The sequence below is a fragment of the Mesorhizobium ventifaucium genome, from assembly GCF_935822925.1.
Lineage (GTDB): Bacteria > Pseudomonadota > Alphaproteobacteria > Rhizobiales > Rhizobiaceae > Mesorhizobium > Mesorhizobium ventifaucium.
The window spans coordinates 63,875-90,361 of the sequence record NZ_CAKXZS010000022.1 but is presented as its reverse complement, the minus strand read 5'-3'; the positions used below and the strand labels follow the sequence as shown (position 1 = coordinate 90,361).

Annotated in this window: 23 protein-coding genes; 11 read left to right on the top strand and 12 right to left on the bottom strand. The window is 63.3% G+C overall.

Annotation, left to right across the window (positions count from 1 at the left end):
- Positions 1–57: 57 nt before the first annotated feature.
- Positions 58–1,191, bottom strand: a complete 1,134-nt coding sequence (gene odc2 / locus NMG70_RS17725; RefSeq protein WP_254025747.1) for an ornithine/lysine decarboxylase — start codon at positions 1,189–1,191, stop codon at positions 58–60.
- A gap of 545 nt (positions 1,192–1,736) precedes the next feature.
- On the opposite strand from odc2, the gene NMG70_RS17720 reads away from it, so the two are divergent.
- From NMG70_RS17720 to NMG70_RS17705, 4 genes are all read left to right on the top strand, one after another.
- On the top strand, positions 1,737–2,939 hold the full coding sequence (locus NMG70_RS17720; RefSeq protein ID WP_254025746.1) for an amidase: 1,203 nt from the start codon (positions 1,737–1,739) through the stop codon (positions 2,937–2,939).
- A 1-nt stretch (position 2,940) separates the two neighbouring features.
- Positions 2,941–3,840: a LysR family transcriptional regulator gene (locus NMG70_RS17715; protein ID WP_254025745.1), complete on the top strand. Its 900-nt coding sequence runs from the start codon at positions 2,941–2,943 to the stop codon at positions 3,838–3,840.
- Between the two features lie 84 nt (positions 3,841–3,924).
- Positions 3,925–4,593: a DUF1007 family protein gene (locus NMG70_RS17710; RefSeq protein ID WP_254025744.1), complete on the top strand. Its 669-nt coding sequence runs from the start codon at positions 3,925–3,927 to the stop codon at positions 4,591–4,593.
- Between the two features lie 4 nt (positions 4,594–4,597).
- The gene (locus tag NMG70_RS17705; protein WP_254025743.1) at positions 4,598–5,725 is read left to right on the top strand and encodes a nickel/cobalt transporter; all 1,128 of its coding nucleotides are present in this window, start codon (positions 4,598–4,600) and stop codon (positions 5,723–5,725) included.
- Positions 5,726–5,973: 248 nt separating this feature from the next.
- Here NMG70_RS17705 and denD read toward each other — a convergent pair whose 3' ends face one another.
- The 4 genes from denD to NMG70_RS17685 all read right to left on the bottom strand — a co-directional run bounded on the left by denD (position 5,974) and on the right by NMG70_RS17685 (position 9,024).
- Positions 5,974–6,945 (bottom strand): D-erythronate dehydrogenase, encoded by a 972-nt coding sequence (gene denD, locus NMG70_RS17700; protein WP_254025742.1) that lies wholly within the window; start codon positions 6,943–6,945, stop codon positions 5,974–5,976.
- A gap of 1 nt (position 6,946) precedes the next feature.
- The gene (locus tag NMG70_RS17695) at positions 6,947–7,153 is read right to left on the bottom strand and encodes a hypothetical protein (protein ID WP_254025741.1); all 207 of its coding nucleotides are present in this window, start codon (positions 7,151–7,153) and stop codon (positions 6,947–6,949) included.
- 63 nt (positions 7,154–7,216) lie between these two features.
- A complete protein-coding gene (locus NMG70_RS17690; RefSeq protein WP_254025740.1) occupies positions 7,217–8,203 on the bottom strand; it encodes a cation diffusion facilitator family transporter in 987 nt (328 codons plus the stop codon).
- A 134-nt stretch (positions 8,204–8,337) separates the two neighbouring features.
- Positions 8,338–9,024, bottom strand: a complete 687-nt coding sequence (locus NMG70_RS17685; RefSeq protein WP_254025739.1) for a GNAT family N-acetyltransferase — start codon at positions 9,022–9,024, stop codon at positions 8,338–8,340.
- Between the two features lie 83 nt (positions 9,025–9,107).
- On the opposite strand from NMG70_RS17685, the gene NMG70_RS17680 reads away from it, so the two are divergent.
- A complete protein-coding gene (locus NMG70_RS17680) occupies positions 9,108–10,292 on the top strand; it encodes a pyridoxal phosphate-dependent aminotransferase (RefSeq protein ID WP_254025738.1) in 1,185 nt (394 codons plus the stop codon).
- 34 nt (positions 10,293–10,326) lie between these two features.
- Complete coding sequence (locus NMG70_RS17675; RefSeq protein ID WP_254025737.1) at positions 10,327–10,707, top strand: YciI family protein; 381 nt, start codon at positions 10,327–10,329, stop codon at positions 10,705–10,707.
- A 17-nt stretch (positions 10,708–10,724) separates the two neighbouring features.
- Here NMG70_RS17675 and NMG70_RS17670 read toward each other — a convergent pair whose 3' ends face one another.
- The 3 genes from NMG70_RS17670 to trhO form a co-directional block, all read right to left on the bottom strand.
- Positions 10,725–11,480: an SDR family oxidoreductase gene (locus NMG70_RS17670; RefSeq protein WP_254025736.1), complete on the bottom strand. Its 756-nt coding sequence runs from the start codon at positions 11,478–11,480 to the stop codon at positions 10,725–10,727.
- A gap of 270 nt (positions 11,481–11,750) precedes the next feature.
- Entirely contained in the window at positions 11,751–12,524 is a 774-nt protein-coding gene (locus tag NMG70_RS17665; RefSeq protein WP_254025735.1) for a tellurite resistance TerB family protein, read from the bottom strand.
- Positions 12,525–12,657: 133 nt separating this feature from the next.
- The gene (gene trhO, locus NMG70_RS17660; RefSeq protein ID WP_254025734.1) at positions 12,658–13,581 is read right to left on the bottom strand and encodes an oxygen-dependent tRNA uridine(34) hydroxylase TrhO; all 924 of its coding nucleotides are present in this window, start codon (positions 13,579–13,581) and stop codon (positions 12,658–12,660) included.
- A 192-nt stretch (positions 13,582–13,773) separates the two neighbouring features.
- Here trhO and NMG70_RS17655 point away from each other — a divergent pair, with 192 nt between their 5' ends.
- Positions 13,774–14,412 carry a 2-dehydro-3-deoxy-phosphogluconate aldolase gene (locus NMG70_RS17655; RefSeq protein ID WP_254025733.1) on the top strand — a complete coding sequence of 213 codons (639 nt, stop codon included), beginning with the start codon at positions 13,774–13,776 and terminating at the stop codon, positions 14,410–14,412.
- Positions 14,413–14,517: 105 nt separating this feature from the next.
- On the opposite strand, the gene mepK is transcribed toward NMG70_RS17655, so the two are convergent.
- Complete coding sequence (gene mepK, locus NMG70_RS17650; protein ID WP_254025732.1) at positions 14,518–16,419, bottom strand: peptidoglycan L,D-endopeptidase MepK; 1,902 nt, start codon at positions 16,417–16,419, stop codon at positions 14,518–14,520.
- Positions 16,420–16,834: 415 nt separating this feature from the next.
- Entirely contained in the window at positions 16,835–18,370 is a 1,536-nt protein-coding gene (locus tag NMG70_RS17645; RefSeq protein WP_254025731.1) for a sigma-54-dependent transcriptional regulator, read from the bottom strand.
- Between the two features lie 371 nt (positions 18,371–18,741).
- On the opposite strand from NMG70_RS17645, the gene NMG70_RS17640 reads away from it, so the two are divergent.
- The 4 genes from NMG70_RS17640 (at position 18,742) to NMG70_RS17625 (ending at position 23,748) form a co-directional block, all read left to right on the top strand.
- On the top strand, positions 18,742–20,580 hold the full coding sequence (locus tag NMG70_RS17640) for a M3 family oligoendopeptidase (protein ID WP_254025730.1): 1,839 nt from the start codon (positions 18,742–18,744) through the stop codon (positions 20,578–20,580).
- A 362-nt stretch (positions 20,581–20,942) separates the two neighbouring features.
- Complete coding sequence (locus NMG70_RS17635) at positions 20,943–21,803, top strand: helix-hairpin-helix domain-containing protein (RefSeq protein ID WP_254025729.1); 861 nt, start codon at positions 20,943–20,945, stop codon at positions 21,801–21,803.
- 173 nt (positions 21,804–21,976) lie between these two features.
- The gene (locus tag NMG70_RS17630) at positions 21,977–23,137 is read left to right on the top strand and encodes an aminodeoxychorismate synthase component I (RefSeq protein WP_254025728.1); all 1,161 of its coding nucleotides are present in this window, start codon (positions 21,977–21,979) and stop codon (positions 23,135–23,137) included.
- Positions 23,086–23,748, top strand: coding sequence for an aminotransferase class IV family protein (locus tag NMG70_RS17625; RefSeq protein WP_254025727.1), 663 nt, complete (start codon positions 23,086–23,088; stop codon positions 23,746–23,748). Before NMG70_RS17630 ends, NMG70_RS17625 begins: the two co-directional genes overlap by 52 nt.
- Before the next feature lie 127 nt (positions 23,749–23,875).
- Here NMG70_RS17625 and aztD read toward each other — a convergent pair whose 3' ends face one another.
- Positions 23,876–25,087 (bottom strand): zinc metallochaperone AztD, encoded by a 1,212-nt coding sequence (gene aztD, locus NMG70_RS17620; RefSeq protein ID WP_254025726.1) that lies wholly within the window; start codon positions 25,085–25,087, stop codon positions 23,876–23,878.
- Positions 25,088–25,165: 78 nt separating this feature from the next.
- Positions 25,166–26,152 carry a zinc ABC transporter substrate-binding protein AztC gene (aztC, locus tag NMG70_RS17615; RefSeq protein WP_254025725.1) on the bottom strand — a complete coding sequence of 329 codons (987 nt, stop codon included), beginning with the start codon at positions 26,150–26,152 and terminating at the stop codon, positions 25,166–25,168.
- Positions 26,153–26,487 lie beyond the last annotated feature (335 nt).

Here is a 26,487-nt window from a genome sequence, read left to right as displayed (position 1 = left end):
AGGCGAGCCCGGGCGGGCGACAGGCGCCCACCTCGGGTGATCTGAGGGCCGAAGCCGTCAGATCACGTAGGATCGGAGAGGCTCGAAGCCGTTGAAGGCGACCGAGGCGTAGGTCGTCGTGTAGGCGCCAGTGCCCTCGATCAGCACCTCGTCGCCGATGGTCAGCGACAGGGGCAGCGGATATGGCGTCTTCTCGTACATCACGTCTGCCGAATCGCAGGTCGGGCCGGCGAGCACGCATGGCGCGGTCTCGGTGCCGTCATGCGCGGTCACGATTGGGTAGCGGATTGCCTCGTCCATAGTCTCGGCGAGACCGCCGAACTTGCCGATGTCGAGAAAGACCCAGCGCACATTATCGTTGTCGGCCTTCTTCGAGATCAGCACGACTTCCGACTTGATGACGCCGGCATTGCCGACCATGCCGCGGCCCGGTTCGATGATGGTCTCGGGAATCGCGTTGCCGAAATGCTTGCGCAGCGCCGAGAAGATCGCCTGGCCATAGGCCTGCGCCACCGGCACGTCTTTGAGGTAACGGGTCGGAAAACCGCCGCCCATATTGACCATCTTGAGCACGATGCCTTCCTCGGCGAGCGTGACGAACACCTTCTTGGCGTCGCCGAGCGCGCGGTCCCAGGCGGCCAGGTCGGTCTGCTGCGAGCCGACATGGAACGACACGCCATAGGCGTCGAGCCCGAGCGCCCTGGCACGGCGCAGCACGTCGACCGCCATCGCCGGCACGCAGCCGAACTTGCGCGACAGCGGCCATTCGGCGCCTTCGCCGTCGGTCAGCACGCGGCAGAACACACGGGCGCCGGGTGCAACGCGGGCGATCTTATTGACCTCCTCGACGCAGTCCACCGCGAACAGCCGGATGCCAAGCTGATAGGCGCGCTGGATGTCGCGCTCCTTCTTGATCGTGTTGCCGAAGGAGATGCGGTCCGCCGGCGCGCCGGCGTCCATCGCCATCTCGACTTCGGCAACGGAAGCCGTGTCGAAGGACGAGCCCATCGCAGCAAGGAGGCGCAGGATTTCCGGCGCCGGATTTGCTTTCACCGCATAGTAGATTTTCGAATCGGGAAGCGCCTTCTCGAAGGCGCGGAAATTGTCGCGCACGACATCGAGATCGACGACCAGGCATGGGCCGTTCGGACGTCGGGTGGCGAGGAAGTCAAGGATGCGCTGGGTAGCCATCGGGGTCTCTCCATCAGCGCCTTTCGGCGCGCACAAAGGCTGCGGGACACGGGTCATCGACCTCGCGAACACGCGGTGGACAAAGGCGGGACGTCAATCCATGGAACCAGCCGGTGGAGACCCCGGAACCATGAAGCGCCGTCTCGCGGCGGTGAACCTCGGCCTTGCCCGGCCTCGGTTCGCTTTGTCTGCCTTGGCTTGGATTGGGAGAACCCGTTCCGCACTGCCGGCAATGAAGGTGTGCCTCTTCAGTAACCCCGGTCTTTGGACGACCGGCAGAACACCAGAAAGGCCCGCACCGTCGTTGCTTCAAGGTGTCCTCGGTCTGGCGGTTGGCCGCTAAACCGACTGGAGGGGTTAGCTCCAGTTACCTTACCGATATCCCTCACCATTTTGAGGATCGGCGGACACCCACAGGCACGTGCGACTTTGGGCAAGCGCGATATAAGGTCGTAGGATTTCACAATCAATAAAAATCGTACGCCAGGTTGTAAAAATCCTGGCGTCGAACAATGTTGCAACAACTGTATCCGGATATCGAACGCATGACAGGCACTCGTGGCCCCCTGAACGCTTTTCTCGACCTCGACAGTATACCTGTATCCAATGCTCAATCCGGCCCGCTTGCCGGCCTGCGGCTGGCCGTCAAAGATATTTACGACGTCGCCGGCTACCGCACCGGCTGCGGCAATCCGCAAAAATACCAGCAGGCCTCACCCGCCTCGGCGACGGCGCCGGCCGTCCAGGCGCTGCTTGATTCGGGCGCGCGCTTCGTCGGCAAGACGCAGACCGACGAACTGGCCTTCTCGCTGATGGGGCTGAACGCGCATTTTCCGTCGCCGGTCAATCCGGCAGCACCTGATCGCGTCACCGGCGGCTCTTCCTCCGGTTCCGCCGCCGCGGTCGCCGGCGGGCTTGCCGACATCGCCATCGGCTCCGACACCGGCGGCTCGATCCGCGCCCCGGCAAGCTTTTGTGGACTGATCGGCCTCAGGACCACGCATGGCCGCATCTCGCTCGAAGGCGCCATGCCGCTGGCCCCTTCACTGGACACGTTCGGCTGGTTCGCCAAGGATATGGCCACCTATGACATGGTCGGCGCGGTGCTGCTCGGCGACGATCTGCACCACCACGAGTTCCAGCGTCCCCTCGCCCTGGGTGCGCTGGACGGGCTCGTGCTCGGCCCGCAGGAGGCCGACGAGTATCGCGCCCTGGTCCGCACTGTCGCATCGGTGCTGGGCGGCGCGCCGCGCACCGTTGCCCCGCTGTCGCATTCCACCGACTATCTCTACTGGTGCTTCCGCAAGCTGCAGGGGTACGAGGCCTGGCAAAATCACGGTGCCTGGATCGCCGGCAGCGATCGGATGCTCGGCCCCGGCGTCAAGGAGCGCTTCGAGCATGGTGCGACCATCGACGCAGCAGCCGCACAATTTGAAACGGAACGTCGCGTCTCGTTTCGTCTTGAGCTTGCCGACCTGCTTGGCGAGGACGGCGTCCTTGTGCTGCCGACCGCTCCAGGTGCCGCCCCGCTCAAGGCCGCCTCGTTCGACGATTTGCAGACCTATCGCGAACGCGCGCTGAGACTGTTGTGTCTTTCCGGCCTGTCCGGCTTTCCGCAGATCACTCTGCCGCTGGGCCGGGTCGATGGCGCCCCCTTCGGCCTTTCGCTGCTCGGACCGAAAAACAGCGACCGCCAGCTGATGGCGCTTGCCGCGCGCATCCTTTCAGCCCACCAGAGGAGCGCATGACATGGACACGCTGACCCGCATGCGCGCCTTCATCGACGTTGTCGAGGCCGAAGGATTTTCGGCAGCGGCGCGCAAAATCGGCCGCTCCAAGGCGCTGCTGTCGAAATATGTGCGCGAGTTGGAGGACGAGCTCGGCGCGCTGCTGCTCAACCGCACCACCAGGCAGTTCTCGCTGACCGAGGCCGGCCACACCTATTACCGCCGCGCCTCGGAAATCGTCCGTGAGGTCGACAGCCTGGCCGATGCGGTGCGCGAATCCTCCGGCGACGTGCGCGGCAGGATCAAGCTGTCGGCGCCACGCACCTTTGCCGATGCGCCGATCGGCCAATCGTTGATCGACTTCGCAAAGCAGCATCCCGACATCGTGCTCGACATTCATCTCGACGACCGCTTCGTCGATCTGGTCGAGGAAGGTTTCGATCTCGCCGTGCGCATTTCGCGGCTGGAAAGCTCCTCGCTGATCGCCAGGCGTCTGGCGCCGTTCTCGGTGCGGCTCTGCGCATCTCCCGAGCTGATCGCCAGGCACGGCATGCCGGCGCGGCCGCAGGACCTTGGCCGCGTGCCCTGCATCATCGACACCAATGGCCGCTGGCTGACCAACTGGCCGTTCAAGGGCGACAGCGGAGACACGGTGACCGTTTCGGTCTCAGGTCCGATCGAGGTCAACAGTCCGATGGCGGCAAGGGCCGCCGCCGTGGCGGGATTGGGATTTTCCATCCTGCCGGATTTCATCGCCGCGCCCGATATCGAAAATGGCCGGCTGGTGACCGCGCTGGATGACCGCATCCTGCCGGGTGGCGGTATTTTCGCCGTCTATCCGCACCGGCGCTATTTGCCCGCGAAAGTTCGCGTCTTTGTTGATTTCCTGGTGCAGTGGTTCAAGACGATTGACAATGCATGAGCTTTTAGCCGCCCGGGGTCCCATTTTCGCCCGCTTTCTGGTAACTCTCGACAGTCAACGAAGTCAATGGAATCACCACTCAGAATGCACCTGAAGCGGCAAGCAATCATGATGGCTTCGGCCATGGCGGCAATATTTGCCACGGTCGGGCCAGCCGAGGTGCATCCCCACGTCTTCGCCGAGGCTCGCCTCGAAGTGATCCTCAGCCCGGATCACCAAAGCGTGAAGGCCTTGCGCCATGTCTGGCGCTTCGACGATTTGTTTTCGAGCACAGTGATGATGGAGTTCGACAAGAACTCCGACCTGAAGCTCGACGACAACGAACTGAAGGAAGTCGCCGACACCGTCCATGCTTCGCTGGCGGAGTTCAATTACTTCCAGCTCGTCACCGTCAACGGCAAGGATGAGGCGATGAGCCCGCCGCCGCAGCTGATGGCGAATTTCGACAACGACCAGCTCATTATCCTGTTCGAATCCGAACCTAAGGCGCCGACCAGGCTGGCCGGCAAGATCGATATCGGCGTCTATGACCCGACCTTCTACACGGCGATCGACTTCACCGAGGATGCCAATATGCAGGTCGCCGGCTTGCCGTCGACGTGCACGAGCAAGGTCGTTCGTCCGAACCCCGACGAGGCGATCGCCGAGAACCAGAAGACCCTGACGGACGCCTTCTTCAACGATCCGACAGGCACCGATATGAGCAAGATCTTTGCGACCAAGCTTGAACTGAACTGTCAGCCAGAAGGATAATCCGGTGACGAAACCGTCCCTGCGTTTGGCCCTCGGCCTTTTGGCCGTCGCCCTTGTGACGACGCACGTCCTCGGCGCCGCCCACGCCCAGAGCTCGCTCGGCATCGGCACCAATGACGGGATAGCTCCCACCACCGGCCCGTTCGCCCAAATCCTGATGTGGATCAATCTGCGCCAGCAGGAATTCTACCGCGCGCTTGCCGGCGCGATGAAGGCGATGCGCGAGGACGGCGGCAAGCTGTGGCTGCTTATCGGCCTGTCCTTCGCCTACGGCATTTTCCATGCTGCCGGCCCCGGTCACGGCAAGGCGGTGATCTCGTCCTACATGGTGGCGAACGAAGTCGCGCTCAAGCGCGGCATCATGCTGTCCTTCGTCTCGGCTCTGCTGCAGGCGCTGACGGCGATCCTGGTGATGATGCTCGCCTACTTCGTCCTGCGCGGCACCACCATATCGATGACCGTTGCGGCATGGTTCCTCGAAGTCACAAGTTTTGTCTTCATCACCCTGTTCGGCGCCTGGCTGTTGTGGCGCAAGGCCGGCCCCGCCATCCTTCGCCTGGCCGGCGCCAACCCTGCCTACAGCCTGTCGGCGGCCCATGCGGGCCACTCACATTCCGCACATGCTCATTCGGCGCATTCCCATGCGCTTCACGCACATGGCCATGATGGCCACGACCATGATCATGGCGCACACGACCATCACCATGACCATGACGGGCACGATCATCATCATCATGCGGCGGGCGAGGTCTGCGAGACGTGCGGACATTCACACGCGCCCGACCCGGCGCTGCTTTCCGGCGACCGCTTCGACTGGCGCACCGCCTGGTCGGCGGTGGCTGCGGTTGGTATCCGGCCTTGCTCGGGCGCGCTGATCGTGCTGAGCTTTGCCATGCTCAACGGGCTGTGGTTCGGCGGCATCCTGTCGGTGCTGGCGATGGCGCTCGGCACCGCGATCACGGTCTCGATCCTGGCGACGCTGGCGGTGACGGCCAAGAACTGGGCAGTCTATTTCGCCGGCGACGGCCGCATGGGCAACCGCATCCACTCGATCGTCGAGATCGGCGGCGCAGCCTTTGTCTTTTTGTTCGGGTTGCTGCTGTTGTCGGCGAGCCTGACGGCTGGCGGATGACGTCTCGATACGCAGGCGCCGCCCCTCATCGCCCTGCCGGGCACTTCTCCCCGTATAGTGACGGGGAGAAGGGTGCCTTCGCAAAGGATTTCGCCAATATCCAGCGCTGCAAAGACGCGGCGAGGGTGCGGCCAGCCCCCTCTCCCCGTCACTATACTGGGAGAGGATGCCGGCAGGCAGGTGAGGGGCGGCGCCGAGGTCGGCAATTGGCGTAGTACAGCCCACCGTGACCTGAATATCAACGCAAGTTAGATCTTCCCGCCCAGTTCATCCTCGATATGGGCGCGGATGATGTCGTCGAAGCTGGTTTCGGCGGCAAAGCCAAGCTCCCTTGACCGCCGCGCCTCGAACCGTGTCGGCCAGCCATTGACGATCGCCCAGATCGTATCATCGGGCTCTTCGCGGATCAGTTTCACCGCCCTGGCGCCGGCAATGCGTTCCAGGGCCTCGATCTGCTCGCCGACCGTGACGGCGACGCCGGGCATCGTCAGATTGCGGCGCGGCCCGACGGCGCTGCCGTCGATCGCTGCTGCGTGGATCAAAAAATTCACCGCCGAGCGCGGGCTGGCGTGGGTGTGCACGACGGAGCGCGGCACCGGCAATATGGCCTCCTGGCCGCTCAACGGCTCGCGGATGATGCCGGAGAAAAAACCTGACGCCGCCTTGTTGGGCTTGCCCGGCCTGACGCAGATGGTCGGCAGCCTGATGCCGATGCCGTCAAAGAAGCCGCGCCGCGTATAATCGGCGAGCAGCGCTTCGCCCATCAGCTTCTGCGTGCCGTAGGAGGTCAACGGCGTCGGGTGGAATTCGTCGGGGATGATGTCCGGGAACGGTGCGCCGAAAACGGCGATCGACGAGGTGAAGACGACGCGCGGCGCAAACCCCGCCAGTCTTACGGCATCGAACAGCAACCTTGTGCCGTCGAGATTGACGCGGTAGCCGAGATCGAAATTGGCTTCCGCCTCGCCCGACACGACGCCGGCGAGATGGAAGATCACGTCTGGGCGCGAAGCGACCAGCCGTTCCATCGCGCTCGCCGCGGCGAGATCGCCTGTATGGATGGTGACGTCGACGCCTTCCAGTGTCGGCGCCTGCGGCGGCACGATATCGTGAAGGTCGAGCGCGGCGATCTTCCGGCCGCTGAGCGTTCCGTCCTTCGCCAGCCGGGCGATGAGCTTGCGGCCGACCATGCCTGCCGCGCCGGTAATCAAAACACGCATATCAATGATCCTTTTTGCGCTGGCTGCGGCCACGCAGCCAAAACACGACGAAAATGGCCACCATGAAGACAGCGGCAATGAGAGCGGCAAGAATGGTCGAGACGCGGCCGACCGCCAGCATCACGGTTGGCAAATAGTAGGCGGCGATGCCGAACAGCAGCAGTACCCAGAGGGCGCCGATCGCCGCGTTGCGCGTGTCGCGATCCATCACGCGGCCCTGACAGGGCGGGAATTCATCAACTTCGCTACCAATGCCATGAAACTCCTGGGGTCAGTGATGGTGGCGATGATGCGGAGCCGCATCAAGCGCATGGTCGTGCTCGCCATCGTGCTTATCATGGCTGTCGGCGCAATGGCCGTATTCCGGTTCCACGGTGGCGTGGGCAATGCCATGTGCCGCGGCAAGCCGCTTCTTGATGGCGCTGACCGCTTTGTGGGCATCGACGCCATCGTTGAGGCAAGCATGCAACGTCGCCATGTTGCTTGACCCGTCAAGCGACCAGACATGCATGTGATGCACCTCGCGGACGCCGTTCACCGTCCCTTCTATGTCCCTGGCGATCAGGTCGCGATCGAGGCTCGCCGGCACGCCTTCGAGCAGGACATGGGCTGCTTCGCGCATCAGCGACCAGGCCGTGGACAGGATCAGCAGTGAGACAAGGACGGACAGGATCGGATCGATAGGCATCCAGCCCGTTGCCAGGATGATCAGCGCAGCGATGATCGCCGCCGCCGAGCCAAGCAGATCGCCGAGCACGTGCAGGATGGCGCCGCGCATGTTCAGGCTGTCGCGGTCGCCGCCATGCAGCACGAAGAAGCAGCCGATATTGACCAGCAGGCCGGCGATCGCCACGACCAGCATCGGCCCGCCGAGCACGGGCGCAGGCGTCAGCAGGCGTTCCCAGGCCTCATAGATGATCCACAGCGCAATGGCGAAGATGGCGATGCCGTTGGTATAGGCGACCAGCGTCTTGACCCGGCCGAAACCATAGGTGAGGCGAACGGTGGCCGGCCGGCCGGCCAGATGAAAAGCATACCAGGCAAGGCCGAGCGCGATACAGTCGGCGAGCATGTGGCCGGCATCCGCCAGCAGCGCCAGCGATCCGGTGAACAGACCGCCAAGCGCTTCCACGACCATGAAGCCGGCGGTCAGGCAGGCCGCGACCAGCACGCGTTTCTTGTCGGTCGAGCCGTGCACATGACCGGCGCCATGGCTGCGGTCATGCCCTTGCGAACCATGGTCGTGGGTATGCGCCACCTGCGAACTCCTGTCAGAGCCTGATCCATCCCGGCAGAATCGGAGGGAGGCTCTATCTTCTTGTTTTGACCATGATCTTGCCCGAACCGAAGGTCAGCGCAGCAAAAACCGGCTTCCACTTTTCGGGATCATGGTCAGGCGCCGAACTCGGCGCGGAAATCCTCGAGCCGTCGCTTCTGCCGGCCGTCGCCATCGAAATTGCCCGGATCGAGCCATGCCTCATAGGCTCTGCGCAGTGCGGGCCACTCCTTGTCGATGATCGAGTACCACGCGGTATCGCGGTTTTCGCCCTTGACCACAAGATGCTGGCGGAAAATGCCCTCGAACTTGAAGCCGAAACGGTCCGCCGCGCGCTTCGACGGCTCGTTGCGGTTGTTGCATTTCCATTCGTAGCGGCGATAGCCAAGCTCGTCGAAGATGTATTTCATGAACAGGAACTGCGCTTCCGTCGCCGCCGGCTTGCGCGAGATCAGCGGACCCCAATAGATGTTGCCGATCTCGATAACGCCATAGGCAGGGTCGATGCGCATCAGCGTCTGGCGTCCGGCGACCTTCGCGCTGGCCTTGTCGATGACGGTGAAGAACAGCGGGTCCTCGCTGGCTTCGGCCTTGTCCAGCCACGGCTGGAAGGCGGCGCGGGTCTGCGGCGGATAATCGGGCAGCCAAGCGAAGCGGCCGTCGACATCAGGCACCGACGACACCTCGAACAGGCCGTCGCCATGCTTTTCGGCGCTCAGCCGCTCAAGCCTGACAGTGCGCCCCTCCAGCACCTTGCGCTCCGGCCGCGGGCGCGGCTGCCAATTCTTGAGATTTTCCGACACCCAAAGCTCCAATCCGTTTGACTTTTGCGAAAGGACGCTCACAAAAACGCTCGCTCGGCGAAAGAACCACACGGACGGGAAAAATGCTCCACACGATTTCGGCCTTCGACCGCCTCGGCGAGGAAAATGCCTTCGCGGTGCTGGCTCGTGCCACCGCGCTCGCCCACCAGGGCCGCGATATCGTCAATCTCGGCATCGGCCAGCCCGACTTCAAGACGCCGCAGCATATCGTCGAGGCGGCAATCAAGGCGCTGCGCGACGGCCATCACGGCTATACGCCGGCCAACGGCCTGCTGGCGACACGCGAAGCGGTGGTGCGCCGCACGCTGACCACAACCGGCGTCGAGGTGTCGCCCGAGGCGGTGATGATCCTGCCCGGCGGCAAGCCGACCATGTTCGCCGCGATCCTGATGTTCGGCGAACCGGGCGCCGAAATCCTCTATCCCGATCCCGGCTTTCCCATCTATCGCTCGATGATTGAGTTCACCGGTGCTGCTCCGATACCGGTGCCGATGCGCGAGGAGAACGGCTTTGCCTTCTCGGCGCAGGAGACGCTGGCGCTGATTACGCCGAAGACCAGGCTGCTCATCCTCAACTCGCCGGCCAACCCGACCGGCGGGGTCACCCCCCGCGCCGAGATCGAGAAGCTGGTCAAGGGACTGGAAGCGCACCCGGACGTCGCCATCCTCTCCGACGAGATCTACGACGTGATGAGCTATGACGGCGAGACGCACTGCTCGCTGCTCAATTTCCCCGAGATCCGCGATCGGCTGATCGTGCTCAACGGCTGGTCGAAGACCTGGGCGATGACCGGCTGGCGCATGGGCTGGTCGATCTGGCCGAACGGCGACAAGGGCGCCCACCTCTACGACAAGGTGCGCAAGCTGGCGGTCAATTGCTGGTCCTGCGTCAACGCGCCGAGCCAGTATGCCGGCATCGCCGCCATCGACGGCCCACAGGACGACGTCGACAAGATGATGCGTGCCTTCGACCGCCGCAGGAAGGTCGTAGTCGAAGGTTTGAACGCCTTGCCAGGCGTTTCCTGCATCACGCCGAAGGGCGCTTTCTATGCCTTCCCCAATGTCTCAAAAACCGGCTGGAAGGCCAAGAAACTCGCCTCGGCTTTGCTTGAGGATGCCGGCGTGGCGCTGATCGGCGGACCGGATTTCGGCGTTCTCGGCGAAGGCTATATCAGGCTGTCCTACGCCAATTCCGAGGAGAACATCCTGCGCGCGCTGGAGCGTATCAAGACGTTTCTGGGCAAGTGAGGGCGGGTACACGACCGACGAAAGGAGATGTCAGATGTTCTATGCCATCCTCGCCTATCACGTGGAAGAAGTGATCACGGCGCTGACGCCGGAGGAGGACGCGGCGCTGATGACCGACCTGCTCCAGATCCACGAACGGCTCTACCGGGAAGGCAGGCTCGGCCCGGCGGCGCGGCTCGGGGCGACCAAAGACGCCTGCACCTTGCGCGGCCCGGGCGCCGGAATGGTCATTGACGGGCCCTTCGCCGAAACCAAGGAACAATTGTTGGGGCTCTACGTCGTCGACTGCGCCACGCGAGACGCCGCGATCGCGATTGCGCGCGACCTTCGCCGCGTCAATCCGACCGCCGTCTACGAGATCCGCCCGATTTCGCTGTATCTTCCCGGCGTGCCGCTTTCGGCTACGCAGTCCTAGGACCGCTCGTTGAGCGACTACCCTCGCCCGACATATGGCATCTTCGTCGCCATCACGGTCATGAACAGCACATTGGCGTCGAGCGGCAGGCTGGCCATGTGGACGACGGCATTGGCGACGTGCTGAACATCCATCACCGCTTCCGCGGCGATGGAGCCGTTGGCTTGCGGCACGCCGACCGTCATGGCCTGCGCCATGTCGGTCAGGGCGTTGCCGATGTCGATCTGGCCGCAGGCGATATCAAAGGGCCGGCCGTCCAGCGCCAGCGTCTTGGTCAGCCCGGTAATAGCGTGCTTGGTCGCGGTGTAGGGTACTGAGCCCGGACGCGGCGCGTAGGCAGACACCGAGCCGTTGTTGATGATGCGGCCGCCCATCGGCTGCTGCCTGCGCATGGCGCCGAAGGCGGCGCGGGCACACAGGAACGAGCCGGTGAGATTGACCCCGACGATGTCGTTCCACACCTCGACGGGAATCTCGTCGATCAATGTCGACCTGTAGCCCGCGCCGGCATTGTTGAAGAGCAGGTCGACACGACCGAAAGCCGCCGCCACCGTCTCGAACATCTCGTCGACCTGCTCGGCCTTGCTGATGTCGCAGGCGACCGCCAGCGCCTTGGCCGGCGTCGGTCCGGCCTCAGTGATCGCCTTGTCCAGCACCGGCTTGCGGCGACCGCAAAATACCGTGTTCCAGCCGGACCTGAGGAGCGCCGTAGCAACGCTCTTGCCGATGCCCGTGCCGGCGCCGGTGACGATGGCTGTCTTGTAGTCTGTCATAACTGTCCTCCTGCAGCGCCGCGTGTTCGCAGGGACGCCATAGCACCTTGATTTCGAGCATCTTGCGCATGATCCCTTCCAAAAATCGATTCCGATTTCGGCTCATGCGCTAACCCGCTCAAGAAAAGGGCGGCCATTGGCGGCCGCCCTGATCTGAACCGGCCTGGGAGGAGGAAAGCCGATCCGACTGCTTAAAATCATGCGCTTCCTGGGTAAACGAGACATTAACGCGAAAGGACGTCGGCATCCCGCTCTCCGCGGCCGTGAAGCCTACCAGCGCGAATTGGCGGTTGCCTTGCCCGATCCCGGCACCCCTGACGCCGGCACCCCTGACACCTCTGGCGCCGGCACTTTTGCCGCCGATACCGTCGCCTCGACGTGGTCGAGCAGTGCATCGGGCAGGCTGAGGCGGCCGGCCAGCAGATCGAGATAGCCGCGTTCGGCACGAGTATTCGGATCGATGGCGAGGCGCGAGGCGGTGTAGAGCTCGAGCTTCTGGGCGTCGGTTTGGGCGCCGGCGACCAGCGTATCCAGGTCGAGCGGCCTTTCCAGTTCCGACATCAGGAATTTCTCTGCGTCGGAGTCGATGCCCGCGAGGCTGAGCTTGCCGGCGATCTTTTGCCGTTCGTCGTCGTCGATATGGCCGTCGGCCTTCGCCGCCGAAATCATCGCGCGCACCAGCGTCAGCGTGAATTCGTCCTCGCCTTGCGGCGCTTGTGAGGGATGAAAGCTGGTGTCGGCGGGCGGCGGCAGCAATTCCGGTTGGCCGGCCGTCGCCTCCGCCGGCGCTTTGCCGTTCTTGTAGTTCTGGTAGGCCTTGTAGGCGAGACCGCCGACAACGGCCAGCCCACCAAGCTTCACCGCCGTGCCGGTGACCTGACGGCCGGCGCCGGTTCCGAGCAGCACCGCGGCCAGCGCGCCGGCGGCCAGCGGATTGTCCTTGGCCATCTGCATCGCCTGACCCCCTTTGTCGCGCACGGTCGACCCCGTTCCTGGAATTTGCGAGCCGAGCAGATCGTTGAGGAGCTTCTTGGGATCGAACATCAATGCCTCCAGAATTGGCCGGCCGAAAGCGCCGGGCAGGTTTTCGGACGTTGAACAGGTAGGCCCCACATATGGACATACAATGACGGATGGGCGCTTTGCCGGTGATGCGCCCAAGCGGACGCACGTCGCTCTAACGTCCGATGTGCGGAGCCCTGCCTTGCGCTTGCGCAAGCTCGACCTGGCGTTGACGCTCGGCGTAGCGGGCGCGATCCTCGTCGGAACGGGCATCGAAGCAATGCGGGCATGAGATGCCGGCGGTGTATTTCGACGACAGCAGGTCCTGCCCGGTTAGCGGATGCCGGCAGGCGCGGCAAAGTTCGGCCTCCCCCTCGACCAGGCCGTGCGACACCGAGACGCGTTCGTCGAAGACGAAGCACTCGCCCTGCCAGAGGCTTTGCTCGGCGGGCACCTCTTCGAGATAGTTCAGGATGCCGCCCTTGAGATGGAACACATCCTCGAAGCCGAGCGACTTCACATAGGCGGTTGCCTTCTCGCAGCGTATGCCGCCGGTGCAGAACATGGCCACCTTCCGGCCGACGAGCTCGGCCCGATGCTGCTCGACCCAGGCCGGGAATTCGCGAAAGCTGGTCGTCGCGGGATCGACCGCTCCCTTGAAAGTGCCGATCGATACTTCGTAGGCGTTGCGCGTGTCGATGACGATCGTGTCCGCATCCGATATCAGCGCGTTCCAGTCGGCCGGTGCGACATAGGTGCCGGCGCTTGCCGCCGGATCGATATCGCTAACGCCCATGGTGACGATCTCGCGCTTCAGCCGCACCTTCATGCGGTGGAACGGCATCTGCGCGGCGCTGCTGTACTTGACCTCGAGACCGGCGAGAGCTTCGATGGATTCGAGATGATCGATGAGCGCGGCGATGTCAGCTTCGCCGCCGGCGACCGTGCCGTTGATGCCCTCATGCGCCAGCAGCAGCGTGCCCTTGATACCGCGTCCGCAGCAGAAGGCGGCGAGCGGCGCGCGCAATGCCTCGAACTCGTCGAGCCGGGCAAACCTGTAGATCGCGGCAACGCGCAAGGGTTGATTGGGCAGTGTCATCGCCGAAGCCACTAAACGCTCATCAAAGCCGATTCAAGGCTTGCGCGCGGAGCAGCTTCTCCTCGGTGGCTTTGACGGCCGGTCTGACGGACTTGTGGGCGGCGCGTGACATCGCGACACGCTTCGCTTCGTGGACAGAAAACCGGCCTTCTGCTAACCGATTGAACGGATCAAATACCGGAGAGACGACAAATGCCCAGCAAGACCGAAAAGCTCCTGTCGCTGCTCAACGGCCAACCGGTTATCCCGGTGCTGAAGATCGCCAATCTCACTGACGCCGTGCCGCTGGCGCGCGCGCTGGCGCGCGGCGGCCTGCCGGCGATCGAGATCACGCTGCGGACCGCTGATGCGCTGGAGGCGATCCGGCTTGTGGCAAGCGAGGTCGAGGGCGCCATCGTCGGCGCCGGCACCATTCTGGACGCCCGCCAGTTCGGCGAGGCGGCAGCAGCCGGCTCCAAGTTCATCGTCAGCCCCGGCATCACCCGCGAGCTTCTGGCGGCGGCGAAGGACAGCGACGTCCCGTTGCTGCCCGGCGCCATCACGCCCGGTGAGATCATGGCCGCTCGCGAGGCAGGCCTGCGATTCCTGAAATTCTTCCCGGCAGAACAGTCGGGCGGCATCGCCTCGCTCAAGGCATTCGCATCGCCGCTCGCCGACGTCAAATTCTGCCCGACCGGCGGCATCACTGACAAGAACGCCGGCGACTATCTGGGACTGCCCAACGTCATCTGCGTCGGCGGCTCCTGGGTGGCGCCGGACGATTTGGTCAAGGCCGGCAAATGGGACGAAATCGAAGCCCTGGCGCGCGCCGCGAGCAAGCTCGGGCGATAGAGACAACTCTTATCCCGAAGTGGACTGGCAGCATTGCGGCGTTTTATTTGCGAACAGCAAAAAGCCGCGCGGGTACCCGGCGGCTTTGTCTTGCTGGTCGATCCGCTATTTGGTCTGGAAGCGGGCGACCGACAGGAATTTGACGGCATTGCCGGTGAACCGGTTGGCGTCGGCCAGCTGATCGTCCGCCTGGAAGCCCAAGGTATAGACTTCGGTTGGCGGCGTGTGCACGATATTGTAGGCGTAGCGCGGCGCCGTCGCTGCGCTGGAGACGGTGGCGACATTCTCGCCGCTGTTCAACGCCCAGCGCGCCGCTTTCGGCTCGGCGGCGACCACCACCGACTTCGGACCAGGCTTCAGGTCACGGGCGGTTGCCCTGGCTGCCTTGCGGGTGGTCTTCACACCCGTGCCGATCGCCGCGGCCGGATCGGAGCCAGCCGGGCGGGAAAAGACAGCCTCGCGCGGCGATGCGGCATTGCCCTTCGCCAGCTCACCGAGGACCGAGCTTGGCTGGGAAAGCGAGGCGACCTGGTATTCGTCGGTTGCGCTGACCCGCTCGAGGACGGCTTTGACCGCGTCAGACTGGACCGCGGCTGACTGGACCTGGTCAGGCTGGGCCAAGTCGGGCTGGGCCAAGTCGGGCTGGGCCATATTTGGCCGAGCCGACGGCAGCACCGAGAACACATCGGTAGCGGTCTTGCCGTGCCCGGCGGTGTCCGCCAGCGCCAGAAGCACTTCCTTGTCCTGCGGCGCGAGGTCGGCCGCTGCAAGGTCGGCCGGCAGCGAGTGATTGGGACGCCAGGTCGGCAACGGGATGTCTTTGGCCGCAACCTGCACCGCATCGGCGGCGACAACGGCCGGTTCGGCCACGCCGAAGGGAGCGTTTGCCGGCGCTTGCGCGGTCGTCACCGCCTGTTCGGTGGTGGCGGTGGCATCCGCCACGCCGAACGGAACGTTTTCGGGCGGCTGAGCGACATCGGCCTTCGGACGCGGGGCGAAATCGGGCAGCGGCACGCTGCGCGCCGGCAGCGCCGCGATGATCGTTTCCGGCGTGTCCTCCTCCGGTTCCGGAGCAGGCGCATCGGCGATTTGCGGAATCTCTGCGCGCTTCGCATCCTCAGGCGACACGATGGCAATGCCTGGAAGCTTGCTGTTCCTGGCGGCCGGCGCCGGCTTGGCGGTCGCCAGCTTCACGTTCGCCGGTTTCACGGTTGACTTCGGCGTTGGCGCGACTGCGACATCGGCGCTGTCATCGGCCTCGTCTTCACCGCCGCCGAAGAAAGCCGCCAGCAGACCGCCAGATCTTTTGGAACCGCCACCTGCGCTGGCCATTTCGATGGCGGGAGCGCCGGCGCCCTTGCGCGCCTTGTAGGAGGCGAGCGCCTGTGAATAGCCGGGCAGCGGCTTGCCGTCGCTTGGCACATGCAGCGTCTTGCCATTGGGGAACACGCGCGCCAGTTCCTGGCGGCTGATGCCGGGCCAGTGCCGCACATTGCCGACATCCATGTGGACAAAGGGCGAGCCGGACCTCGGATAATAGCCGACGCCGCCGCCCTGCATCCGCAGACCGATGTCGCGCAGTTTCTTCAGCGGCACGCCGGGAATGTAGAAGTCCATGGCCTTGCCGAGCGTATGCTGGCTTTTCTTGGCGACGCCCCTGCTGCGGCTGCGCAGCATCGAGTTCGTCGATGACGAGCGATAACCACACACGACCTGGATGTAGTCGCGGGCGCCGCTCTGCCGGTAGGCCTCCCAGACCAGGTCGAGCAGCCGCGGATCCATCCTGGTCGGCTCGTTGCGGCGCCAGTCGCGCAGGATGACGTTGATCTTTTTCAGACCCGCCTGATCGTAGCGGCCGCCGCGCTTGAAGACGATCTCCGCCTTCTCTTTGGTGTGGAGGTTGTAAAGTTTCAGCGAACGTGTCTGGGCGCTGGCGCCGGTCGCAGCCGCTTTAAGGAAGCCAAAGGCGAGAATCACCGCTGCCAGCCATCTCGGCCAGGCGCTCATGTGATCGTGCCGCCCGTTTGTGTGTCGTTCGACTTTGTTCAAATCAAAAGGCCTTGCAGGCTGCCGTTTGTCCCCGGATTTGACCAACGGATGCGGTGGTGTTCGTATCCGAATATCGATCCTAATGGTTAATCATCGCTTATTGAAGCCGAAATGCGGTAACACCGTGGCGATATCCCGTCAAAAATGTTGCGCGGGGTTTCTTGGTAAACTGCTGGTTTAGATGATGTTTCCGGCTTTGCCTGAACACGATCTGTTACCAGGCGCCTCAATGCGTGAACACTGCCGGCAAGCGCGTCACCCGTGACGCCCGTCACGCCCGATCGACGACTGTCGACTGTTCTGATGCCAGGCCGGCAAGCTGGCCAGTCTTGCCTTCAGGAAGGACTTGCCTTGTCAGGGAGGACTTGACTTGTCAGGAAGCAAGCCGGTCGATACGACCTGTTTCCGGATCGATGCCGTATTCCTTGAGCTTCCTGTAGAGGGTCGAGCGGCCGATGCCGAGGCGGCGGGCAACTTCGCTCATCTGGCCGCTATAATGGTCGATGGCGAGCTTGATCATTTCGAGTTCGACATCGGCCAGCGTCCGCACATTGCCGCGTTCGTCCAGCGCCCGCAGCGTGCCGAAGCGAGGCTGCGGCCTGGCTGGCGGATCGAACTCGGTTACAGCGATGCCGTTATTGGCGTGCGCGTCCTCGCCAAGCGGTTCCGGGACCAAAGGCGACCCTGGCAACATGCCATGCGCATCGAGGTTGACGGTGCCCTCGACCTGCGCCCGGATCTGCGGAAACTCCTCTTCGGTCAGCACATCGCCTTCACAAAGCACCGAGGCCCGGAAGACCGCGTTTTCCAGCTGGCGGATATTTCCCGGCCAGTCGTAGGCCTGCAGCATGGCGAGCGCCGCAGCCGAAATGCCGTGCAGGCGATGACGTGGATCGGTGGGCGCGACCTTGTCCAGAAAATGCTCGACCAGATACGGAATGTCGTCGCGACGGTCGCGCAGCGGCGGCACGAAGATCGGATAGACGTTCAGGCGGTAGAACAGATCCTCGCGGAACTTGCCGTCCTTGACCTGCTGCAGAAGATTGCGGTGTGTCGCCGAGATCAGCCTGATGTCGACCCTGACGGTCGAGCGCCCGCCGACCGGATCGACCTCACCGTCCTGCACGGCGCGCAGCAGCTTGACCTGCACGTCGAGCGGCAGGTCGCCGATCTCGTCGAGGAAGAGCGTGCCCGAATGCGCCTCGACGAACTTGCCGGTGTGTTTTTCGGTGGCGCCGGTGAACGAGCCCTTCTCGTGGCCGAACAGGATCGATTCGACCAGATTGTCGGGGATGGCGCCGCAATTGACGGTAACGAACGGTTTTGAGCGGCGATCGCCGCTGCCCTGGATGGCGCGCGCCACCAGCTCCTTGCCGACACCGGATTCGCCTTCGATAAGAATCGGAATGTTGGACGCGGCCGCCTTCTGGCCGAGGCGGATCACCCGATCCATCGCCGGGCTGTGCGTGATCATGTCCTTGAAGGTCAAATGGCCGCCGCGCCGCCGCGACGTGCGCTTCACTTCACCCTCGACCGCCTCGACTTTGAGCGCGTTGCCGATCGATGCCTGCAGCCTGTCGGGAGATGCCGGCTTGACGACGAAATCGAAAGCACCGTGACGCATGGCCGAAACGACGGTCTCGATACCACCCTGGGCGGTTTGCACGATGACCGGAACTTGGATGCCGCGCTCACGCATCGCCTTCAGCACGCCGATGCCGTCGAGGCCCGGCATGACGAGGTCGAGGATGACCACCGACACGCTGCGCGCATTGGGCCCGTCGAGCGCATCGAGACCGGCCTCGCCGCCATCCGTGATGATCGCGCTGTGGCCGAATCTCGTCACCGCCGCCTCGAGCAGCCTGCGCTGCACGGGATCGTCATCGACTATAAGTATGGAACCTGTCATGACTGGTTCAACGATGCTCGCCCAATATGCCCACCCCACTGTGCCCACCCAATGGGGAAGCCAACCCTATGGATCATCCTGACACAGGGTTCTAAATAAGCTTTCAAAAAACCCGGTGAATGAATTCCTTAGGATTTGACCGGCTTTCTCAATCCCGTTGAATCTTGGCCCTTTGAATCTTTGGGTCTGACCGCTTAGAGACTGTTTCGAAATTCGCTCAGGGCGAGTCATATGGTGGTGGTTTCGAGAACCGGCGCGCAGCGGACATTTGGGTCCGTGAGCACCGGAAGCGCAGAAAACGCCATCAGATGGCCGCCTGAGTAGAGTTTCCAAACGGTCTCTCAGGTCTTGCAATCTGGAAAGTTTCGGCAATGAGCATGGTTTTTGGTCGGCAGCTTGCGGCGGCGGCGTCCGGTCAGGGCGCGGCGGAGCTTGGTGATCTGCCGGAATGGGATCTCGCCGATCTCTATTCGGGCATGGACGCCCCCGAGCTGAAACGCGACATTTCCAAGGCGATCGCCGATGCCATCAGCTTCGAGAGCCGCTGGAAAGGCACGCTCGCCGCCGAGGCGGAGCGTGCCGACAGCGGCAGGCTGGGCGAGGCGCTTGCCGCCTATGAAGCGCTGGAGGAACTGATCGGCCGGATCGTCTCCTATGCCGGACTGATCTATGCCGGCAACACCGCGGATCCGCAGCGCGCCAAGCTCTATGGCGACATTCAGGAGAAGATGACCGACGCCAGCGCGCATCTTCTGTTTTTCGCGCTCGAGCTGAATCTTGTCGACGATGCCGCGATCGAAACCGCGCTTGCTGCCGATCCCGGCTTCGCTCACTACCGGCCGTGGGTGCTTGATCTGCGCATGGACAAACCCTACCAGCTCGAAGACCGGGTCGAGCAGCTTCTGCATGAGAAGTCGATTACCGGACGCGGCGCCTGGAACCGCTTGTTCGACGAGACGATGACCGATCTGCGCTTCGACATCGATGGCGAAGAGCTGACCCTGGAGCCGGCGCTGAACCGCCTCCAGCACCCCGATGGCGAGGTGCGCCGCCGGGCTTCTGAAGCGCTGGCCGCAACCTTCCGCAAGAATCTGCGCATTTTCACGCTGATCACCAACACGCTGGCCAAGGACAAGGAGATTTCCGACCGCTGGCGCGGCTTCGAGGACATCGCCGATTCGCGTCATCTCGCCAATCGCGTCGAGCGCGGCGTGGTGGATGCGCTGGCCTCAGCCGTTCGTGACGCTTACCCGCGCCTGTCACACCGCTACTACGCGATGAAGGCGCGCTGGCTCGGCATGGAAGTGATGAACCACTGGGATCGCAACGCGCCGTTGCCGGAGACCCCGCAAACGATCATCGGCTGGGACGAGGCCAAGAACACGGTGCTTTCCGCCTATCAGCGCTTTTCACCTGACATGGCGGAGATCGCCCGGGTTTTCTTCGACCGCAACTGGATCGACGCGCCGGTGAGGCCTGGCAAGTCGCCGGGCGCCTTCGCGCATCCGACCGTGCCGTCGGCGCATCCCTATGTTCTGCTCAACTACATGGGCAAGCCGCGCGACGTGATGACGCTGGCGCATGAGCTTGGCCACGGCGTGCATCAGGTGCTGGCCGCAGGCCAGGGCGCGCTGATGGCCTCGACGCCGCTGACACTGGCCGAGACGGCGTCCGTCTTCGGCGAGATGCTGACCTTCCGCTCGCTGCTGGACCAGACCACGGCCAAGCGCGAGCGCAAGGCCATGCTTGCCCAGAAGGTCGAGGACATGATCAACACGGTCGTGCGCCAGATCGCTTTCTACGAGTTCGAGCGCAAGGTGCATGCCGAGCGCAAAAACGGCGAGTTGACATCGGACAGGCTTGGCCAGTTCTGGCTGGAAGTGCAGGCGGAAAGCCTCGGGCCGGCGATCAAGCTACGCGAAGGTTACGAGGTCTTCTGGAGCTATATTCCACACTTCATCCATTCGCCTTTCTACGTCTACGCCTATGCGTTCGGCGATTGCCTGGTGAATTCGCTGTATGCGGTCTATCAGAATGCAGAGCGTGGCTTTCAGGACAAGTATTTTGCCATGCTGCGGGCCGGCGGCACCAAGCATCATTCCGAGCTCCTGGCACCCTTCGGTCTCGATGCCACCGATCCTGCCTTCTGGCAGATCGGACTTGGCGTGATCGGCGGGCTGATCGACGAGCTCGAAGCTTTGGACAATTGACGCGCAGCGCTGAATATCCAGGTTCGACAGAACAGTTTAGCCGCAATGCATATTGCGGCCGTTCTATTCTTGCCCTAAATATCTGTTCTTAAATAACTCTCCGTGGAATTTTTCCGTTAGCTTTCCGGAAGCTGTATGATAGCGTCCCGTCTCAACCGCAGTCGGGCGCCGGGCTAAGGCCAAATCTTCGGCCGGTCACGGCGCTTCAACGATTGCGACAGCGCCGTTGGCCATGGCAGGAAAAGCCGGTCGCCGACAGCGCGATTTAAGCCGGCCGTTCCGCGAGCAGCGGAGCACACCATTGAATGGTCCTTGTGCCAAGGTCCCAGGCCACGGCAGATGGATCGCACTGGAGAGAGACAATGGGCACTTTTTTCTACATGCTCCTGGCGTTCCTGGTAGGTGTGTTGGTTGGCTGGTTCATCTGGGGACGCGAGCGCGACAGCCTACGGGGTGACATGGACCGCACCCGCAGCGAACGCGACAGGCTGCGCGCCGACGCCGACCGCCTGACCCGTGAGCTGGAAGCATGCCGCGGCGCCCGCGCCGACCTGGAGCGCCAGCTGGGCGAGGCACTAGGCACCAAGACCGGTGCGACAAAGGCAGCAATCCCGGCACCCTCGGCATTGATGGCGGCGCCGGCCAAGACGACGCCCGCCAAGACGACACCGGCCAAGACGACGCCAGCAAAGACCGGGTCAGCAAAGACCGCGCCAGCAAAGGCCGCGCCAGCAAAGGCCGCGCCAGCACAGTCCGGGCCAGCAAAGACCACGTCCAAGAAGCCGGCGGCCGCGAAGGCTTCAGCCGCGCCGAAGGCCAGTGCGTCGAAAACGAGTGCGCCGAAAGCGAGTGCGTCGAAAGCGAGCGCGTCGCAGGCAAGTGCGCCAACACCTCCCGCATCGAGTGCTGCGCCAAAGAGCGCTGCGCCGGCGGCAAAGAAAGCCGCGACAGCAAAGGCGGCGGCGGACACAGCCAGCAATCTGCGCCGCCTGATCGGCATCGGTCCGGCCAACGAGCGATTGCTCCACGGGCTCGGAGTCACGACCTATGCGCAAATCGCCGCCTGGACGGCCGCCGACGTCAAGCGGATCGAGGAGACGTTGAACTTCGACGGCCGCATCGAGCGTGAGCGCTGGATCGAGCAGGCGAAACTGCTTGCCGCCGGCGAAGAGGAGGAATTTGCGCGCCGCTTCCCGACCGCGGGGACCGGGACCAACAGCTGAATTGCCTGCCGGCATCGAGCACATAAGAGACCGGCGACACCCGCGAGGCGCCGCCAGTTTGCTTTTGCAGCAAGGCTGCGTTTGCGTCTTGAGACGCCGGCCTCTCGATTGCGCGCGATCGAGCCGCCATATAGAGCGATAGCTGGCGTCATTGATCGCAGCATCCGAGTCCCATGCCCCTGCCCTCTGCAATTTTTCGAAATGACGAGCGCGCACATCAGCTCGTCTTCGACCGGCCGGCCGACATCATCGTGGCGCATGAGGCGGAGGATTTCCTGCCGGCGCTGGAAATTGCGCAGGCCGCGCATGACGCCGGCAAATGGCTGGCCGGATACTTCTCCTACGAGGCCGGCTACCTGCTCGAGCCGAAACTCGTTCCGCTGCTGCCGGGCGGACGCCGCGCCCCGCTTGTCTGCCTGGGGATCTTCGACGCGCCTGTCGAACAGCCGGTCGTGCCCGGCAACGCGCCGGCGACCAACGGCCCGATCATCGACGCCCCGATCTTCAACGCCAGGGCCGCCTGGTCTTCAGAAGACTACGCAAAACGCTTTGCGCGGCTCCACAATCACATTCGCAAGGGTGATTGCTATCAGGGCAATCTGACCTTTCCGGTTCATGCGCAGTGGTCGGGCGATCCGCTGGCCGCCTTCGATGCGCTGACGGAGCGCCAGCCGGTGAAATACGGCGCGCTGATCGCGCTCGGCGATCCGGTCGTCTTGTCGCGTTCGCCGGAACTGTTCTTCGAGATCGACGCCGCAGGCATGATCGAGACGCATCCGATGAAGGGCACCGCCCCGCGCGGCGCGACCAAGGCGCAGGACAAGCGGCTGAAGGCGTTCTTGCTCAATGACGAGAAGAACCAGGCTGAGAACCGGATGATCGTCGATCTGCTGCGCAACGACATTTCGCTGATCAGCGAAGTCGGCACGCTGGAGGTGCCGGAGCTTTTCCGCATCGAGAGCTACCCGACCGTCCACCAGATGGTGAGCCGCGTGCGGGCCAAGCTGTTGCCCGACCTCACCATCCGCCGGATCTTCGCCGCTCTGTTTCCATGCGGATCGATCACCGGCGCTCCGAAAATCCGCGCCATGGAAATCCTACACGATCTGGAAGCCACGCCGCGCGACGTCTATTGCGGCGCCATCGGCTGGATCGCGCCCGGCGGCACGATGCGCTTTTCGGTGGCGATCCGCACCATATCGCTCTTTTCCAGCGGCGAGGCCGTCTACAATGTCGGCGGCGGCGTCGTCTTCGATTCGACGGCAGAGGAGGAGTATCAGGAGTGCCTGCTGAAAGCGCGCTACGCGACGGGAACACCGCCGATTTCGACCTGATCGAAACCATGCGCTGGCAGCCGGGCCAAGGCTTCCTCCGTTTCGACCGCCATTTGGCGCGCCTTTATGGCTCGGCAGCCGAACTGGGTTTTGCCTGCGATCCGCAGAAGGTCGGCGAGATGCTCAGGAACGCCGTCGACCGGCCTGACATAGCCTTGCGCACACGCCTGGTCCTGTCGCGCAGCGGCAAGGTGACGGTCTCGGCGCTGCCTTATGAGCCGCACGCGGCCGACAAGGTCTGGAGGCTGCAACTGGCGCGGGTGCGGCTTCAATCAAGCGACACGCTGCTGCGCCACAAGACGAGCCGCCGGGACATCTATCAGCGGGCGCGAGCCGAATATCTGATCAGCCGGGCCGACGAGGTGCTGCTGGCCAACGAGCGTGGCGAACTCTGTGAGGGCACGATCACCAATCTGTTTGCCGATTTCGGCGACGGCGTGCTGGCAACGCCGCGGCTCGATTGCGGCTTGCTGCCTGGCGTCTTGCGCGGCGAATTGCTGGATGAAGGCCGCGCCCGCGAGGCAATTTACAGCCTGGACGATCTGAAGTCGGCCAAAGCGCTGTTCGTCGGCAATTCACTGCGCGGACTGATCCCGGCGCGGCTGGGCTGAAACGCAATCAAGGCACCGACGATACAGCCTATGATTGCGCCTCGCTTGTCTCCCCTTGAGTTGTAAGATGCGTCCGGCCCGACAAAAAATGGGCCGGACGCGTGGCAGCCGCTTGGGAGGAGCGACACTATTCGCCTGCGTGGGTCTGACCGGAGCCGCCGACGGAAACGATGTTGAAGGGTTTGCCTTCGACGGCAATGTCGCCGGTTTTCTCAAACGACGTCGCGTCGACGAGATGCAGCACGCCTTGCAGGGGATCAGTGACCACGATCTTGTCGCCGGCCACCGCGACACGCGGCCTCGGATCGCTCCAGTGACCGTCCATCGAATAGGGGCCGGTCAGCTTGAGCGAGTTTGCGATCTCCCCCTTGACCACATCGAGCTGGTGAAGCTGGCCGTCCTCGGTGATGACGTAGGCGAACTTGGCACAAACGGGGTCGACCGCGAAATGCACGCGGCGCGTCGGAAGGTTGATCAGCCGGAATGAGTCGCTCTCGATCGTCGGATCGATCAGCACCACCTTGTCGGCGCCGTAGTTGCCGAGGAAATACTGCAGGCCTCTGCCACCGATCAGCGTCGTCGTTTTGCCATCCGGCAGGCTGTCGGCATAGGGCAGATGACGGACCGCCGGGCTGCCGTCGCCATGGCTGACGACAAGCAGGCCGGTCGCGCAGGCGAAAGCCAGGATGTTACCGGAAGACGCCTCGCCGTGGAGGTCTGGGCAAGCGTGGATGCCGCCGATCGGCGCGCCGGCTTTGTCGGTGACCCTGATGCCGACCGGGAGTTCGTCCGGCTTTTCCCGGTTCGGCTCCGACAGCAGGACATGGGAGCCATAGGCGACTGCGACGCCGTGCTGCGGCGCGTCGGTCTTGACTTCCATGAAATCCGGCTTGCCTTCCAGGACGGATTTTTCGGAGATGATGCGGGCGACACCCTCGCCGTCGAAAAAAACGGCGAAGTCTCCGCCATGCTCGACGAAATGCGACGGCTTGTTGCCTGTGATCTCGACACCGGCAAATTTTGGCGCTTCGACGTCGATGTCGCCGTGTTCGCCATGGTCCTCGAAGGAAATGCCGCTCGCGATCCCGGCAACGACGCCGGCCGAGCCCTGCACGGCAAACACGGTCCTGCCGCTTTCGCTGCGATGGAGCGACGCTGGCCCTTTGATCTCGAACGTGTCGAGCTTTTCGCCATCGATCGCATCGATTACGGTCACCTTCGGGTCCGCGTGATCCGAGATGAAGAGGCGCCATGCGGTCACCTCCTCGGCATGGGCAGCACTTGTTGATAGGGACAGAAGCAGCGCGATGGCCGTGGCTGACGCCCAATTTGTCCTCATGGTATTCTCCTTTATGTTATTACATAACGCATTATGATCGACGAAGAGGCGGATTTCTCCGCCTTTCCGTCGTGGCGGTCAGCTTCCGAGGATCGCGCCTTTGATCGTCGTGATGTTGTGCCGCATCATCTCGAGATAGGTCGCAGCCGGACCGTTCTTATCCGACAGGGCGTCGGAGTAGAGTTCACCGCCGACTTTCAGGCCCGTCTCGCTGGCGATCTGCTCGATCAGGCGCGGATTGGTGACGTTCTCCACGAAGATTGCCGATGCCTTGTCTTGCCTGATCTGTTTGATCAGGGCCGCGACATCGGAGGCTGAAGCCTCCGATTCAGTGGAGACGCCCTCCGGTGCCAGGAATTTTATGCCGTATTCGTGTTCGAAATACTTATACGCGTCGTGGGATGTGATGATCGTGCGCTTGTCCTCGGGGATCTCGGCTACGGCGGCTTTGATCTCCGCTTCCAGTGCCTCGAGCTGCTGGCCGTATGATTTGGCATTGGCCCGATAAGTGTCACAGCCGGCTGCATCGGCGGCACAGAACGCGTCGGCGATGTTCTTCACATAGAGTTCGGCATTGTGCACGGACTGCCATGCATGGGGATCGGACTCGCCGTGATGATGGTGCCCTTCCTCATGGCCCTCTTCCGCCGCCGCGGCGTGACCTCCCTCGCCCTCGGCGGCTTTATGCTGATCGTGGTGACCTTCTTCCTCGGTGTTGCGCAACACCTCGCCGCCTTTGGTCAATTCGACGATCGGCGCCTTGGTGGCGCTCGCCTCGACGAGACGCTGGAGGAAACCCTCGAACTGGAGGCCGTTGACCAGCACCACGTCGGCCGAACCGACGGTGGCCGCGTCGGCCGGTTTCGGTTCGTAGACATGTGCGTCACCATTCGGGCCGACCAGCGTGACGATGTCGACACGATCGCCGCCGACATTCTTGGCGAAATCGGCGATGATCGAGAAACTGGCGACAACCCTAAGGTTCTCGGCAGCGGCCACCGAGGGAGCGATTGGCAAGGATGTTATAGCGCCTATCACGGCGGCGAGCTTCAGCGTCCTGGACATTCTATCGACTCCTTTGTTCAAGCGGTTCTGTGGGAGATGCGCCGGACGCGTGGCAAGCAGCCGCGCGTCCCGGCAGAGCTAGAAGGGAATGTGGATCGTGCCGGCCGACAGATGATCGTCGTGCCGCACGATCCCGTCGAAGCGGCGGGATGGCTGCCCAGCGTCAGGTCTTGAAAGATCACACAGGCCGCCATTCGATCCATCTCCGCGGCAGCCATCAAAGTCAGCCCCGCTCTTGACGATCCGTTATGTTATGTTATCACGCTCGTCAATCGAAAATGTTATACTATAACCGACGCTCGCCATTGTGATCAAAACTGCCTGGAACAAAACTG

Coding starts and splice junctions, on each gene's coding strand:
- odc2 (WP_254025747.1), bottom strand. CDS start 1,191: ATGGCTACCCAGCGCATCCTTGACTTCCTCGCCACCCGACGTCCGAAC.
- NMG70_RS17720 (WP_254025746.1), top strand. CDS start 1,737: ATGACAGGCACTCGTGGCCCCCTGAACGCTTTTCTCGACCTCGACAGT.
- NMG70_RS17715 (WP_254025745.1), top strand. CDS start 2,941: ATGGACACGCTGACCCGCATGCGCGCCTTCATCGACGTTGTCGAGGCC.
- NMG70_RS17710 (WP_254025744.1), top strand. CDS start 3,925: ATGCACCTGAAGCGGCAAGCAATCATGATGGCTTCGGCCATGGCGGCA.
- denD (WP_254025742.1), bottom strand. CDS start 6,945: ATGCGTGTTTTGATTACCGGCGCGGCAGGCATGGTCGGCCGCAAGCTC.
- NMG70_RS17695 (WP_254025741.1), bottom strand. CDS start 7,153: ATGGATCGCGACACGCGCAACGCGGCGATCGGCGCCCTCTGGGTACTG.
- NMG70_RS17680 (WP_254025738.1), top strand. CDS start 9,108: ATGCTCCACACGATTTCGGCCTTCGACCGCCTCGGCGAGGAAAATGCC.
- NMG70_RS17675 (WP_254025737.1), top strand. CDS start 10,327: ATGTTCTATGCCATCCTCGCCTATCACGTGGAAGAAGTGATCACGGCG.
- NMG70_RS17670 (WP_254025736.1), bottom strand. CDS start 11,480: ATGACAGACTACAAGACAGCCATCGTCACCGGCGCCGGCACGGGCATC.
- NMG70_RS17665 (WP_254025735.1), bottom strand. CDS start 12,524: ATGTTCGATCCCAAGAAGCTCCTCAACGATCTGCTCGGCTCGCAAATT.
- trhO (WP_254025734.1), bottom strand. CDS start 13,581: ATGACACTGCCCAATCAACCCTTGCGCGTTGCCGCGATCTACAGGTTT.
- NMG70_RS17655 (WP_254025733.1), top strand. CDS start 13,774: ATGCCCAGCAAGACCGAAAAGCTCCTGTCGCTGCTCAACGGCCAACCG.
- mepK (WP_254025732.1), bottom strand. CDS start 16,419: ATGAGCGCCTGGCCGAGATGGCTGGCAGCGGTGATTCTCGCCTTTGGC.
- NMG70_RS17645 (WP_254025731.1), bottom strand. CDS start 18,370: ATGACAGGTTCCATACTTATAGTCGATGACGATCCCGTGCAGCGCAGG.
- NMG70_RS17640 (WP_254025730.1), top strand. CDS start 18,742: ATGAGCATGGTTTTTGGTCGGCAGCTTGCGGCGGCGGCGTCCGGTCAG.
- NMG70_RS17635 (WP_254025729.1), top strand. CDS start 20,943: ATGGGCACTTTTTTCTACATGCTCCTGGCGTTCCTGGTAGGTGTGTTG.
- NMG70_RS17630 (WP_254025728.1), top strand. CDS start 21,977: ATGCCCCTGCCCTCTGCAATTTTTCGAAATGACGAGCGCGCACATCAG.
- aztD (WP_254025726.1), bottom strand. CDS start 25,087: ATGAGGACAAATTGGGCGTCAGCCACGGCCATCGCGCTGCTTCTGTCC.
- aztC (WP_254025725.1), bottom strand. CDS start 26,152: ATGTCCAGGACGCTGAAGCTCGCCGCCGTGATAGGCGCTATAACATCC.